13 protein-coding genes and 1 pseudogene are annotated in these 11,906 nt (G+C 72.4%); 8 read left to right on the top strand and 6 right to left on the bottom strand.

Annotated elements, in window-relative coordinates; all coding sequences use genetic code 11:
- A pseudogene (locus tag I0C86_RS33960) lies at window positions 1–349 on the bottom strand (hypothetical protein); the annotation flags it as partial.
- A gap of 208 nt (window positions 350–557) precedes the next feature.
- Between I0C86_RS33960 and I0C86_RS33955 the strand changes: the two are divergent.
- Genes I0C86_RS33955 through I0C86_RS33945 form a run of 3 tightly spaced genes read left to right on the top strand, consistent with a single transcriptional unit; the run spans window position 558 to window position 4,641 of the window.
- The gene (locus I0C86_RS33955) at window positions 558–2,075 is read left to right on the top strand and encodes a dynamin family protein (RefSeq protein ID WP_196205398.1); all 1,518 of its coding nucleotides are present in this window, start codon (window positions 558–560) and stop codon (window positions 2,073–2,075) included.
- Window positions 2,072–3,985, top strand: coding sequence for a dynamin family protein (locus I0C86_RS33950; RefSeq protein WP_323374006.1), 1,914 nt, complete (start codon window positions 2,072–2,074; stop codon window positions 3,983–3,985). The genes I0C86_RS33955 and I0C86_RS33950 overlap by 4 nt, the downstream gene beginning before the upstream one ends.
- Window positions 3,982–4,641, top strand: coding sequence for a hypothetical protein (locus I0C86_RS33945; RefSeq protein WP_196205397.1), 660 nt, complete (start codon window positions 3,982–3,984; stop codon window positions 4,639–4,641). Before I0C86_RS33950 ends, I0C86_RS33945 begins: the two co-directional genes overlap by 4 nt.
- 72 nt (window positions 4,642–4,713) lie before the next feature.
- Here I0C86_RS33945 and I0C86_RS33940 read toward each other — a convergent pair whose 3' ends face one another.
- The 4 genes from I0C86_RS33940 to I0C86_RS33930 all read right to left on the bottom strand — a co-directional run bounded on the left by I0C86_RS33940 (window position 4,714) and on the right by I0C86_RS33930 (window position 7,183).
- A complete protein-coding gene (locus I0C86_RS33940) occupies window positions 4,714–5,109 on the bottom strand; it encodes a VOC family protein (protein ID WP_196205396.1) in 396 nt (131 codons plus the stop codon).
- A 13-nt stretch (window positions 5,110–5,122) separates the two neighbouring features.
- Window positions 5,123–5,542 carry an arsenate reductase ArsC gene (locus I0C86_RS43990; protein ID WP_323374005.1) on the bottom strand — a complete coding sequence of 140 codons (420 nt, stop codon included), beginning with the start codon at window positions 5,540–5,542 and terminating at the stop codon, window positions 5,123–5,125.
- Window positions 5,520–5,786: an ArsR/SmtB family transcription factor gene (locus I0C86_RS43985; RefSeq protein WP_323374004.1), complete on the bottom strand. Its 267-nt coding sequence runs from the start codon at window positions 5,784–5,786 to the stop codon at window positions 5,520–5,522. Before I0C86_RS43985 ends, I0C86_RS43990 begins: the two co-directional genes overlap by 23 nt.
- Window positions 5,787–5,854: 68 nt before the next feature.
- Window positions 5,855–7,183, bottom strand: a complete 1,329-nt coding sequence (locus I0C86_RS33930; RefSeq protein WP_196205395.1) for an Hsp70 family protein — start codon at window positions 7,181–7,183, stop codon at window positions 5,855–5,857.
- Between the two features lie 94 nt (window positions 7,184–7,277).
- Between I0C86_RS33930 and I0C86_RS33925 the strand changes: the two genes are divergently transcribed.
- The 4 genes from I0C86_RS33925 (at window position 7,278) to I0C86_RS33910 (ending at window position 10,753) form a co-directional block, all read left to right on the top strand.
- Window positions 7,278–8,051, top strand: coding sequence for a glycerophosphodiester phosphodiesterase (locus tag I0C86_RS33925; RefSeq protein ID WP_323374003.1), 774 nt, complete (start codon window positions 7,278–7,280; stop codon window positions 8,049–8,051).
- Window positions 8,052–8,095: 44 nt separating this feature from the next.
- Window positions 8,096–9,472, top strand: coding sequence for an MFS transporter (locus tag I0C86_RS33920; protein WP_196205393.1), 1,377 nt, complete (start codon window positions 8,096–8,098; stop codon window positions 9,470–9,472).
- 135 nt (window positions 9,473–9,607) lie between these two features.
- Window positions 9,608–9,967 (top strand): hypothetical protein, encoded by a 360-nt coding sequence (locus tag I0C86_RS33915; protein ID WP_196205392.1) that lies wholly within the window; start codon window positions 9,608–9,610, stop codon window positions 9,965–9,967.
- Window positions 9,968–10,105: 138 nt separating this feature from the next.
- Window positions 10,106–10,753, top strand: coding sequence for a thymidine kinase (locus tag I0C86_RS33910; RefSeq protein WP_230395239.1), 648 nt, complete (start codon window positions 10,106–10,108; stop codon window positions 10,751–10,753).
- 29 nt (window positions 10,754–10,782) lie between these two features.
- Here I0C86_RS33910 and I0C86_RS33905 read toward each other — a convergent pair whose 3' ends face one another.
- Window positions 10,783–11,241 carry an Rv0361 family membrane protein gene (locus I0C86_RS33905; protein WP_230395238.1) on the bottom strand — a complete coding sequence of 153 codons (459 nt, stop codon included), beginning with the start codon at window positions 11,239–11,241 and terminating at the stop codon, window positions 10,783–10,785.
- Window positions 11,242–11,384: 143 nt separating this feature from the next.
- On the opposite strand from I0C86_RS33905, the gene I0C86_RS33900 reads away from it, so the two are divergent.
- Window positions 11,385–11,906 (top strand): TetR/AcrR family transcriptional regulator (locus I0C86_RS33900; protein WP_196205390.1); only part of this gene is annotated, 522 nt, incomplete at its 3' end.

The following is an 11,906-nucleotide window of genomic DNA, read 5'->3' as shown; positions in this document are numbered from 1 at the left end:
GTCCGGTGCGTACCCGTGACCGCACCGCCTCGGCGAGCAGCGCCGGATCGTGTCCGGGCAGCCGGACCCGGACCGCCCGGGTCAACGCGAACGCCGGCTCGGTGGGCAGGCTGGCGAGGCCGCCGCCGGCGAACACCGGCCCCCGGAACGCGGCGCCGAGCCGGGCCAGCGCGGTGCTGCGTCCGCCGCCGGGCCCGCTGTGCAGGACGACCAGGCCGGGCGTGGCGAGCAGTGCGGAGCCCACCTCGACGACGTCCGGGGCCGCGTCGCCCGCACCGGCGCGGCCGACGTCCGAAAGATCGCTGGCTCGGAACTGATCGGACAGGTCGCCGACCGACGCGTGCCGCACTGGTCCTCCCCGCCCGGGGTTGGCGGCCACCGCCGCGAAAGACGGTGGCACGAACATGGGATCCTGCGCCGGCAGGATATTCGTAGTGTGATGTCCGGCAGGGACAGCCCGCCCCTGCCGACGTGTCGGAAGGACAGCAGACGAGATGAGCGCGCGCCACCACCGGGTTCCGACCATTGTCGCCGACCGCACCGCCGGCTGACGAGCCATGGGCCCAGGTCCGCTCGGCGCCCGGGTCGCCGGCCTCTGCGACGAGGTCGGACCCCGACTCGGCCCCGCCACCCAGCACCAGGTGCTGGGGATACGTCGCCGGCTCGACGAACCGCTGCGGGTGGCGATCGCCGGCCGCCTCAAGGCCGGAAAGTCGACACTCGTCAACGCGCTGATCGGACGGCGGGTGGCACCGACCGAGGTCGGCGAGTGCACCCGGATCGTCACCCAGTTCCGCTACGGCACCGCGGACCGGGTCGACGTGGTCCGACGGGACGGCAGCCGGATCAGCCTCCCGCTGGACGACGCCGGCATGATCCCGCAGCGGCTCGGCGTGCCACGCGCCGAGATCGGGTACGTCGACGTGACGTTGACCAGCGACCACCTGCGGGACCTCACCGTGCTGGACACCCCCGGCCTGGCGTCGACCAACACCTCGGTCAGCACCGGGGCGCGACGGTTCCTCTTCGAGGCGGCCGCCGCCCCGTTCGACGACAACATCGACGACGACTCGGCCGGCGCGATCGCCGGTGCCGAGGCGATCATCTACGTTTTCACCCAGTCGGTGCGGGACGACGACGTGGCCGCGCTGGAGGCGTTCCGGTCGGTCTCGGCGCGGCTGGCCAGCAACCCGATCAACTCGCTCGGACTGTTCAACAAGGTGGACAAGCTCGTCGGTGGGGCGGCCGACCCGTGGCCGGTCGCCGGGCCGCTGGCCGCCGACCAGACCGGGGTGCTCCGCCGGGTGGTGTCGGAGGTGGTGCCGATCGTGGGGCTGCTCGCCGAGACCACCGAGGCCGGCCGGTTGACCGCCGCGGACTGTGAGGCGCTGCGGACGATGGCCCGGCTGCCGCAGAGCGAGCGGCTGGTGCTGCTCGCCTCGGTCGACCTGTTCACCTCGCGGGACGCTCCGGTGCCCCGGGAACAGCGGGAACGGTTGCTGCGGCTGCTGGACCTGTACGGCATCGGGTTCGCCATCGCCCAGTTCGCCGCCCAGCCGCAGTTGGCCAGCGGAGACCTGGTCCGGCTGCTGTTCCAGGCGTCCGGCTTTCCCCGGCTGCGGAACACGCTCGACCAGGCGTTCCGTTGGCGTACCGATGCGATCAAGGCCGGCTGGGGATTGTCGAGCCTGGAGAAGCTGGCCAGCCACGCCGCCCGCCCCGAGGACCGGGAACTGCTTCGGGACGCGATCGAGCAGGTGCTGCAGCAGCCGGACTACCACCGGCTGCGGTTGCTGGAGGTGGCCCAGCTGGTCAGTTCCGGATCGGTGGAGCTGCCGGAGCCGATGGAGCAGGAACTCACCCGGCTGGCACTGTCCACCGACCCGCGCTGGATCCTCAGCCTTCCGGCCGCCGCCCCGGAACAGCTCACCAGGGCGGCGCTGGAGGCCGCCACCCGGTGGCGGGTCTACGCCGTCGCCGGAGCCAGCCCGGCCCAGTCCCGGGTGGCGCAGGTCGCCCACCGTGGTTTCTTCCTGCTCTCCCAGCGGGTACGGGCCGCCGGAGGTGTCCGGTGACCGCCGGCCGTACGGTCGCCGGGGCGCCGGGTGCCCGGACCGGCGGCGGTTCTTCGGATGCCGCGCTGGGCAGCGCCCTGACCGTTGCCGTCGACGGCGGACTGGCGTTCCTTCGCAAGGTCGCCCCGGACGCCGCGGCCGAGGTCGACGGGCTGCGCCGCCGGGTGGTGACCCGACCCTCGGTGGTCGTCGTCGGTGAGACCAAACGTGGCAAGAGTTCGCTGGTCAACGCCCTGCTCGGGGTGCCGGACCTGTCGCCGGTCGACGTCGCGGTCGCTACCGCCTGCTATCTGGAGTTCCTGCCCGGAGCCGAACCCGGGGCGCGGGCCTGGCTGCCGGGGCGGGCCGAACCGGTCACGCTGGCGTGCTCGGAGCTGCGGAACTGGGCCACCCCGCTCGGGCAGCTGCCCTCCGACCAGCGGCCGCCCCGGCACATCGAGGTGACCCATCCGGCGCCGCTGTTGCAGTATCTGAGTCTGGTGGACACCCCGGGTACCGGCGGGCTGGATCCGGCGCACGCCCAGATCGCGCTGGACGCGGCGAGCCGGGCCACCGCCCTGCTCTTCGTGGTCGACGCCGCCGCCCCGTTCGCGCAGCCGGAGCTGGACTTCCTGATCGAGGCCAGCAAACGGGTGAACCTGGTGGTGTTCGCGCTGACCAAGACCGATGCCTATCCGGGCTGGCGGACGATCCTGGCCGACAACCGGGCACAGTTGCAGGCGCACGCGCCCCGGTTCGGCTCCGCGCCGTGGTTTCCGGTCTCGGCCCGGCTGGCGGAGCTGTCCCGGACGTTGCCGGCGGAGGCGGCCCGGGAACTGGTCCGCGAGTCCCGGATCGCCGAGTTGCAGGACGCCCTGATCGGCCTCGCCGCCCGGGGACACCTGCTGCGGCAGGCCAACCTGCTGCGTTCGGTGCGCAGCGAACTGATCCGCTGGGATCTGGAACTCGGCGAGCGGCTCCGGGCCACCGATCCCGATCCGGCCGACCTGGCTCGGATCAAGCAGGAGCGGGCGGCGCTGGCGGCCCGTAAGCGTACCGAGTCCCGGCAGTGGTCGCTGGCGCTGAACACCGAGACGCAGCGGGCCCGGGTCGAGGCCACCGGCCGGCTCCGGGGGTACGTCGGCGCGTTGCAGGAGGACTTTCTGAACCGGGTCGACAGGGCCCGTGGCGACGAGATCAAGGGCCTGCCGCAGCAGGTCGACGAGGCCCTGCACGCGCTCTCGATCCGGCTGTCGGACGATCTGGAGGTCCGGTTCCGGCAGGTCGGCGAGCGGGTGTTGGCGGAGGTGTTCCAGCCCGACGAGCTGCGGTTCGTGTTGGGCCGGCTGAACGCGACGCTCCGGCACGCGCTGGCCAGCAAGCCGCGACGGGAGGGCGGTGGACCGGACAACATGATGATCGCGCTGTCGGCCGGTTCGATGGCGTTCATGGCCGGTCGTGGCGCGATGGCGGGCGCCTCCGCGCTCGGTGCCGGAGCGCTGGTCGGCGGGAGCCTGCTGATCCCGTTCGCCGGGCTCGGGCTGGGGCTGGCCGCCGGTGGGTTCATCCTCTACCGGCGCCGCGTGCAGACCGACCGGCAGCAGGCCCGGATGTGGCTCCGGGAGGTGGTCGCCGACGCCCGGGCGGCGCTGTCGGACGAGATCACCCACCGGTTCACCGACCTGCAGTACGGGCTCACGCTCGCCCTCGACGACGCGATCGAGCGGCGGCTGCGGCAACTCGACGAGCGGATCGCCGAGATCGACTCGGCGGCGGCGATGGACCAGGCCAGTCGGGCCCGGCGCCGTGCCGCGACGCAGGCGGAGCGGGAGACCGTCCGGGCCCGGGTGAAGAACGTCGACGAGGTACTCCTGCGGGCCCGGGCGCTTGCCCCGGCGCCGGCCACCGACTTTTCGGGAGCGGGAACATGACGGACCACTGGGGCGGTTGGCCGGAGGACCAGCCGGACTTCGACGGCCCGGACGGCGGGGAGTTCGCCGACCTGGGCCCGGACCAGCCCGAGGGCGACGACTATCCGGTCGAGGGCTTCGGCGCGGCCGACACCGTTCCGGACGACCCGACCGGAGCCTCCGATGTGCCACCCGAGCCGATCGGGTACGACGGCTTCGGCGCCGGATCGCCCGGGTTCGACCCGTACGCCGATGGGGATCCGTACGCCGGCGGTGAGGCCGGGACCGGGCCGGACGGGACGACGGAGGTGCCCGCCGAGGTCGGCTTCGGTCCGGCCGACCCGCCGATCGGGACGGACCCGGACCTCGACCCGTACGCTGACGCGGGGCAGTGGTCGGAGTCGGCGTGGTCGGCGCCGGACGGGTCCGATCTGGGCCCGCCACCGGAGCCGGTCGACGGGTTCCCGTGGGCGGATCCGGGCCTGCTCGGCGCCCCGTACGCGGGTCCGCCGGTCGATCCGACGACGGTGGCCGGCCCGGCACCCGCACCTGACGAGTTGGCCGACTACGCCGGGACGGAGTTGCCGGCCGACGGTGACCCGTGGTCGGCGCTGGCCGACTCCGAGGATCCGGCGACGAGCGCACTGGCCCGGTTCTGGTCGCCGGACAACGACTGATCGTCGTGCCTGGACGCGTGGCGCTGCCCGAGGCCGTGGAGCCGGCCGATCAGGCAGCCCCACACTGCCCAGTCAGGAGGCCTCCGGGCGCTGTGCGGGCTGGAACAGCTCGACGAGGTTGCCGGCGGGGTCGGCGAGCAGGATCTGGCGTCCCCTGGGGCCGCTGACCAGTCCGCTGCGGAACGGCAGTCCGGCATCGCGCAGTCGGCGGATCTCGGCGCCCAGATCGTCGACGGTCAGGTGGATGCGGTTACGTCCGGCGGTGGTGGCGTCGTCCGGGGTGGCACGGGTGCCGGAACTGGCCGGGCCGGACAGCATCAGTCGTAACGGTCCGCGTACCACGTCGGCGAAGGCGGGGGCGGCGCCGGTGTTCAGGGTGAAGCCGAGATGGGTGGTGTAGAAGTCGACGGCGGCCTGAACGTCGTCGACGACGTAGCGGACGCTGGCGTACCGGTCAAACGCTGTCACGGCGGTGTCTCCTTCAGGATCGGGTGATGCGCAGGACGGGCAGCAGGTGCCTGATCCGGGTGTCGATGTCGGCTGCCGTGCGTCGGAAAAGGGAATAGTCGGCGCGGTCGGTGTCGCCGGCGGCGGGGTCGGGAATGCTCCAGTGCACCCGCCGGGGCTGGTCCGGAAAATCGGGGCTCACCTCGCGGGCCTTGTCGCACAGGCTGACGACGTAGTCGAACCGGCGGCCGGACATGGTGTCCCAGTGGCGAGGGCGCTGGCCGGCGAGGTCGACGCCGTACTCATCCCGCAGCACCCGTACGACGTTGGCGTGCATCTGGGGCTTCGGCCGGCTACCGGCGCTTGTCGTCTCGACCTCACCACCGGTGTGGTGACGGAGCAGGGCCTCGGCAATCGGGGAGCGGGCGCTGTTACCGGTGCAGACGAACAGCACGCCGATGCGGGGGCGAACGCCGCGGGTCCGCCGGGGCGACGCGAGGCGCGGCCGGTTCCCGGTGCAGCGCCGGGTGCAGCGCCGTGCCGGTCTCGGCCAGTGCGTCCGCGCAGCGGTCCAGGTCCAGGTGGTAGTAGCTGTCCCGGCCATCGAAGCTGCTGCGTGTGGTGGTGACCAGGCCACCGTCGCGCAGGAGCCGCAGGTGGTAGGAGACGAGGTTCTGTGGCTCGCCCACCAGCGTCACCAGTTCGCGGACCCGGTAGTCGCTGCCCGCGAGTTCAGTCAGCAGCCGCCAGCGCAGTGGACGGGCGTTCAGGTCCCGGCCCCGGCCACCGCGACGAGCACGACGAGCGCCACCGCGACCAGCACGGCCAGGGTTCCGGTCCAGACCAGCCCGGTCGTTCCGGACCAGAACCTTCCGGGCCGGGTGGTCGGTTCGGCGGCGGACCGACCCGGGGCCGGCACCGGCCGGACCGCCGACGAACCGGCCGGGTCGGTGACCGACCAGACCGCACCGGGGCCCGGCCCGGAGGAAACCACGGGACCGCCCCGCCGCGCCACCACCGGATCGCCGGACAACTGCGGGGTGCCGTGGCACAACGCTCCCTCGGCGACCACCGTCTCCGGCTGGTCGAGCGTGCGGGGAGGGATGCCCAGTTCGGTGTGGATCAGCCGGGCCGCGAGCGGAATCCGGCTCGAACCGCCGACCAGGAAGATCCCGACCAGGTCGGCGGGATCCAGTTGGGCGGCGGCGATCGTCCGGGCCAGGCAGTTGACCGTCTGGAGCAGTTGCCGACGGATCACCGACTCCAGTTCGTCCCGGGTCAGGTGCGCCCGGATGTCGAGCGCCGGCAGATGCACGTCGGCGCTCGACGCCCGGGACAGCAGCTCCTTTGCGCCCCGGACGTCGTCGTAGAGCAGCGCCCGCTGTCGGCGCCGCTCGGTGTCGTCCGGGCTCACCAGGCCGTGCCACAGCTCGGGCCGGGTGCCGGCGTAGGCGCGGCCGAGATGCTCGACCAGGGCCTGGTCGAAGTCGAGTCCGCCCAGGTCGGTCAGGCCCAGTTCGGCGAGCACGTCGAAACCGCCCGCGGTGCGGCGTACCACGGCCGCGTCGAACGTTCCGCCACCCAGGTCGTAGACGGCCAACGCCCGACCTGGTTGCACCGCCGCGCCGAGGACCGTCGGGTAGTACGCCGCCGCCGCGACCGGTTCGACGACCAGGCGTGGCGGCGGCAGGCCGGCGGCAAGCGCGGCGGCGACCAGCACCGAGCGACGCCGCTCCCCCCATCGCGCCGGATGGGTCAGTCGGACCTCGTCGACGCCACCGAGTTGCCGCTCCGCCTCGACGGCGACCCGCCGCAGCACCGCCGCGACCAGGTAGGTGACCGGCACCTCCCGCCCGCCGAGCAGGACCGCACCGTCGTCGATCCGTCGTTTCGGATGCGGCTCGAACCGGGCCGGATCCAGGCGGGCGGCCCGTTCGGCGTCCCGGCCGACCAGCAGCGCACCCGCCGGGTCGAGGCAGACCGCCGACGGCAGCAGCGGGGTGCCGTCGAAGAGCAGCGGCCGGCTCCGGCCGTCGGCGTTCCGCACCACGGCGACGGTGTTGGACGTGCCGAAGTCGATGGCGAGCAACCGCATGGCAGCACCCTACTGTCCGGGGTTCACCGTGGGCCGGACGAAAGCGCCGCCCTCCGGTCATCCGATGGCCAACCACGCGGGGCATACTCGCTGCGTGATCCGGGACTTCGCCTACCTCGACGCGCCCACGCCGCTGGCCTTCGCCCACCGGGGCGGGGCCGCGCGGGGTGACGAGAACACCACCGAGGCGTTCGCCCGGGCGGTCCGGCTCGGCTACCGGTACGTCGAAACCGACGTCCACGCCACCGTCGACGAGGTACCGGTGGTGTTCCACGACGCGACGCTGGACCGGATGACCGGCGAACGGGGCCGGATCGCCGGACTGCGCTGGGCCGACCTGCGGACGATCAGGATCGGCGGTGCGGCGGCGGTGCCCCGGCTCGACGACGTCCTCGGCGCCTGGCCGCAGATCCGGTTCAACGTCGACGTGAAGGCCGACAGCGCGGTCGCGGCCACGGCACGCACGGTCGAACGGGCCGGCGCCGGTGACCGGGTACTGCTCGCGTCGTTCAGCGACACCCGGCTGGCCCGGCTGCGGCTCCTGGCCGGGCCGAAGGTCGCCACCTCACTGGGCCTGCGCGGGGTGGCCCGGCTGCGGCTCGCCTCGCTGGCGAACCGGCGGCTGGCACTGCCGCCGACGGTGGTGGCCGCCCAGGTGCCGGTCCGGTACCGGGGCGTACGGGTGGTCGACCGGCGATTCGTCGACTACGTCCACCGACTGGGCCTACAGGTGCATGTCTGGACCATCGACGAAGTCACCGAGATGAACGAGTTACTGGACATGGGTGTGGATGGCATCATGACCGATCACGTCGACGTACTACGCGAGGCGTACCTCAGCCGCGGACACTGGCCCTCCGACCGGTAGGTCGGCCCGGACCATCCCGCCCCACCTCTGTCGAAGGACCGATCATGGCCGAGACACTTCCCGCGACGGCGGAGGACGCGCCACCGAGCACCCGACACGAACGCGTCGGCTGGTACTTCTACGACTGGGCGAACTCGGCGTTCAACAGCACGGTCATCACCGTCTTCCTCGGCCCGTACCTGACGTCGATCGCGAAGGCCGCCGCCGGGTGCGCCTCGGACGACCCGTGCCGGGGCCAGCGGATCGGCCTGCTCGGCATCGACATCGCGCCCGGCTCGCTGTTCCCGTACATGGTGTCGCTGTCGGTGTTCCTGACCGTCTTCGTGCTGCCGCTGGTGGGCGCCGTCGCCGACCGGTCGGCGCACAAGAAGGAAATGCTGGCGCTGTTCGCCTACATCGGCTCGGCGGCCACGATCGGGCTGCTGTTCCTCACCGGTGACCGCTACCTGCTCGGGGCGGGGCTGTTCCTGATCGCCAACATCTCCTACGGCGCCAGCATCGTCGTCTACTACTCGTTCCTGCCCCAGATAGCCGGGCCGGAGGACCGGGACAGCGTCTCCAGCATCGGCTGGGCGATCGGGTACATCGGTGGCGGGCTCCTGCTGGCGATCAACGTGGCGGCGGTGCTGTTCAAGGACTCCCTCGGCATGGACACCGGCGAGGTCGCCCGGTACAGCATGGTGTCGGCGGGCATCTGGTGGGCCGCGTTCACCACCATCCCGCTGGTACGGCTCCGCAACCGCCCGCCGGTGGCCGGGCCGGCCCAGGGGCCGCTGCTGATCGACGGGTTCCGGCAACTCTGGCACACGCTGCGCAGCCTCCGGGCGTACCCGTTGACGTTGTTCTTCCTGATCGCCTACCTGATCTACAACGACGGCATCCAGACGGTCATCTCGCTCTCCGCCGTCTACGGCACCGAGGAGTTGAAGCTCTCCGACGACGTGCTGGTGCCGACCATCCTGATGGTGCAGTTCCTGGCCTTCGCCGGGGCGCTCGGAATGGGCGCGCTGGCGAAGCGGATCGGCGCCTGGAAGACGATCCTGATCAGCCTGGTGCTCTGGACGGTGGTGCTGGGGGTGGCGTTCCGGCTGCCGGCCAACCAGGCGGTCCCGTTCGTGCTGCTCGGTGGCGGGATCGGCATCGTGCTCGGCGGCAGTCAGGCGCTGAGCCGGTCGCTGTTCAGCCAGTTGATCCCGAAGGGCAGGGAGGCCGAGTACTTCGGGCTCTACGAGATCTCCGACAAGGGCACCAGTTGGCTCGGGCCGCTGCTGTTCGGCCTGGCGTACGGGATGACCGAGAGCTACCGGGTGGCGATCATCTCGCTGCTGGTGTTCTTCATCGTCGGTTTCCTGCTGCTGCTTGCCGTGCCGATCCGTCGGGCGATCGTGGCCGCCGGGAACGTGCCGCCCACGCGGCTCTGACCCTGGCGGCCTCCGCCCCGGACGCTGGCAGCCGTCGGGGTGGCCGGATCGGCCCGGCGTCGGCCACCCGCCGGCCGAACCGTGCACCGTGCCCTACTGTGAGGCCGCAGAGTCGTACGAGGCAGGGGGCACGGGATGGAGTCGATCGCGGTGGCGGCCGGAACGACGTTGGTCGGCGCGTTGGCCGGCGACGGATGGCCGGCGGCCCGGGCCGAGGTGGTCGCGTTCTGGCGACGGGTCCGGGCCGACGAGGCCGACGCGGTGGCCGATGACCTGGCCGAACTGCGCGCCGAGGTGCTGGCCGCCCGGCAGGCCGGGGATCCCGAGCTGGAGCGGGCGCTCGTCGAGATCTGGCAGCGCCGGTTCCAGGAGCTGTTGCGCCCCGATCCCGAACTGGCCGGCGAACTCCGGTCGATCGTCGACCGGCACCTCACGCCGACGCTGACCCCGGCCGAGCGGGCTGACCAGGAAGAGCGGCGCGACCGGCCGAGGTGACCGGCAGGTGGCCGGCGGACGACCGGAGTGGTGATCAACACGGCGGGTCGTACGAAAACGCCGGGTGGCCTAGGCTCACCGACCGTGACCGACGACATCCGTACCGACCGGGCCCAGCCGGTCGGAGCCGAGTCCGCCCTGTCCGCCGCGTGTTTCGCCGCCGGCGACGGTCGGTTACGCCACGGTGCCGCCCTCAAGTTCTTCTGGGGGCCGATGGACTGCGGCAAGTCGACGATGGCCCTGCAGATGAACTACAACCACGCCCGGCAGGGGCGGCGTGGGCTGGTGCTGACCCGGATCGACCGCTCGCTCGGCCCGCAGATCACCACCCGGATCGGCCTGGCTCACGAGGCGATCGAGGTCACCGAGGAACTCGATCTCTGCGAACTGGTGCGGTCGCGGTGGGCGGCGGGCATCGGGGTCGACTACCTGATCTGCGACGAGGCCTGCTTCTACACGGTGCGGCATGTCGAGCAGATGGCGGAGCTGGTCGACCGGTACGACGTCGACGTGTTCGCGTTCGGCCTGGCCAGCGACTTCCGCTCCTGCCTGTTTCCGGCGGCGCAGCGACTGTTCGAGCTTGCCGACGAGGTGTGCCGGATCCAGGTCGAGGTGCTCTGCTGGTGCGGGCGGCCGGGGCTGCTCAACGCCCGGGTGGTGGCCGGGACGGTGGTTCGGGAGGGCGAGCAGGTGGTCATCGGCGACACCGTCGACGCGGCCGAGGTTCGCTACCAGGTGTTGTGCCGGCGGCACTACCGCAACGGCGAGCTGGGCGGCAACCGCTGACCGTCAGCTCCGGAGGGTCCGACCGGAGTTCAGAACGGGTCGCCGCAGACCCGCCACCGGTCGCCGTCCTTCACCATCGGCATCTCCCGCACGTCCACCGCACCGGAGCGGCGGGTCAGCCTGGCGGTGACGGTGCCCCGCACCTGGCCCCGGTCGGTCGCGACCGCGACGTCGTCGATGGCGTACCGGTTGATCGTGGGCGGTACCGACATCCGTTGGACGAAGTCGTCCCGGCTCCACCGCTCCCGGGTGTCCCCGCAGAGCTTGTCGTACGCCCCGGCCGCGTCGCCCCTGGTCACGTCGTGCAGGAATGACTCCGCCGCCTCCCGCGCCCCGCCGGAGGACTGCCGGACCTGCTGGTAGTTCCAGGCGCCGAGCCCGGCCGCGCCCACACAGCAGACGAAGAGTCCGGCGGCGGCCAGCGACAGGACGCCCCGCATCCGGCGTGGCCGCCGGGCCGGACGCGCGCCCGGTACCTCGTACCCCATGGCACCGACCGTAGAGAGGTGTGGTGGCCGCCGCAGCGAACCCGCGTTGTTGCCGCCGCCGGGTCATCGGGATCGGTCCGACTCGCCCATGCTGCCGGAGGAGCGGGTAGACAGTGTCTATGACGTCCTGGTAGACACTGTCTATGACGGAGTCCGAGACCGGCCTGCGGACCCGACTGATAGAGGTCGGGGTCGACCTGGTGACCCGGGAGGGCACCTCGGCCCTGTCGCTGCGCGAGATCGCCCGCCGGGCCGGGGTCTCCCACGGCGCGCCCCGGCGGTACTTCCCCACTCACCTCGCCCTGCTCTCCGCGATCGCGCGCCGGGGATTCGCCGACCTCACCGTCGCGATCACCGAGGAGATCGCGCGTGCTGAACCGACCCCCCGGGGTCACCTCGCGGCACTGGGCCGGGTCTACCTCGACTTCGCGCGGTCCAACCCCGGCATGTTCGACCTGATGTTCCGGCACGACCTGCTGGAGAGCAACCACCTCGGCCTGCGGGAGACGGCACTGCCGCTCTTCGACCTCCTCGTCGATCTCGTCGCCCGGGTCCGGGTGGGCGGGTCGGCACCGCCGCCGGTCGTCGCCGCCGCGCTCTGGGCGAACCTGCACGGCGTGGCCCAACTGTGGGGCTGGGGCAGCCTGCAACTCGCGACCGGAACC

The organism is Plantactinospora alkalitolerans, from assembly GCF_015690345.1.
GTDB lineage: Bacteria > Actinomycetota > Actinomycetes > Mycobacteriales > Micromonosporaceae > Plantactinospora > Plantactinospora alkalitolerans.
Note: the sequence above shows the minus strand (reverse complement) of the source record. Positions and strands in the feature narration are given on the sequence as shown.

What these genes read in the sequence shown, in the direction of transcription:
- I0C86_RS33955 (WP_196205398.1), top strand. Translation starts at nt 558, where the DNA reads ATGGGCCCAGGTCCGCTCGGCGCCCGGGTCGCCGGCCTCTGCGACGAG.
- I0C86_RS33945 (WP_196205397.1), top strand. Translation starts at nt 3,982, where the DNA reads ATGACGGACCACTGGGGCGGTTGGCCGGAGGACCAGCCGGACTTCGAC.
- I0C86_RS33930 (WP_196205395.1), bottom strand. Translation starts at nt 7,183, where the DNA reads ATGCGGTTGCTCGCCATCGACTTCGGCACGTCCAACACCGTCGCCGTG.
- I0C86_RS33920 (WP_196205393.1), top strand. Translation starts at nt 8,096, where the DNA reads ATGGCCGAGACACTTCCCGCGACGGCGGAGGACGCGCCACCGAGCACC.
- I0C86_RS33915 (WP_196205392.1), top strand. Translation starts at nt 9,608, where the DNA reads ATGGAGTCGATCGCGGTGGCGGCCGGAACGACGTTGGTCGGCGCGTTG.
- I0C86_RS33905 (WP_230395238.1), bottom strand. Translation starts at nt 11,241, where the DNA reads ATGGGGTACGAGGTACCGGGCGCGCGTCCGGCCCGGCGGCCACGCCGG.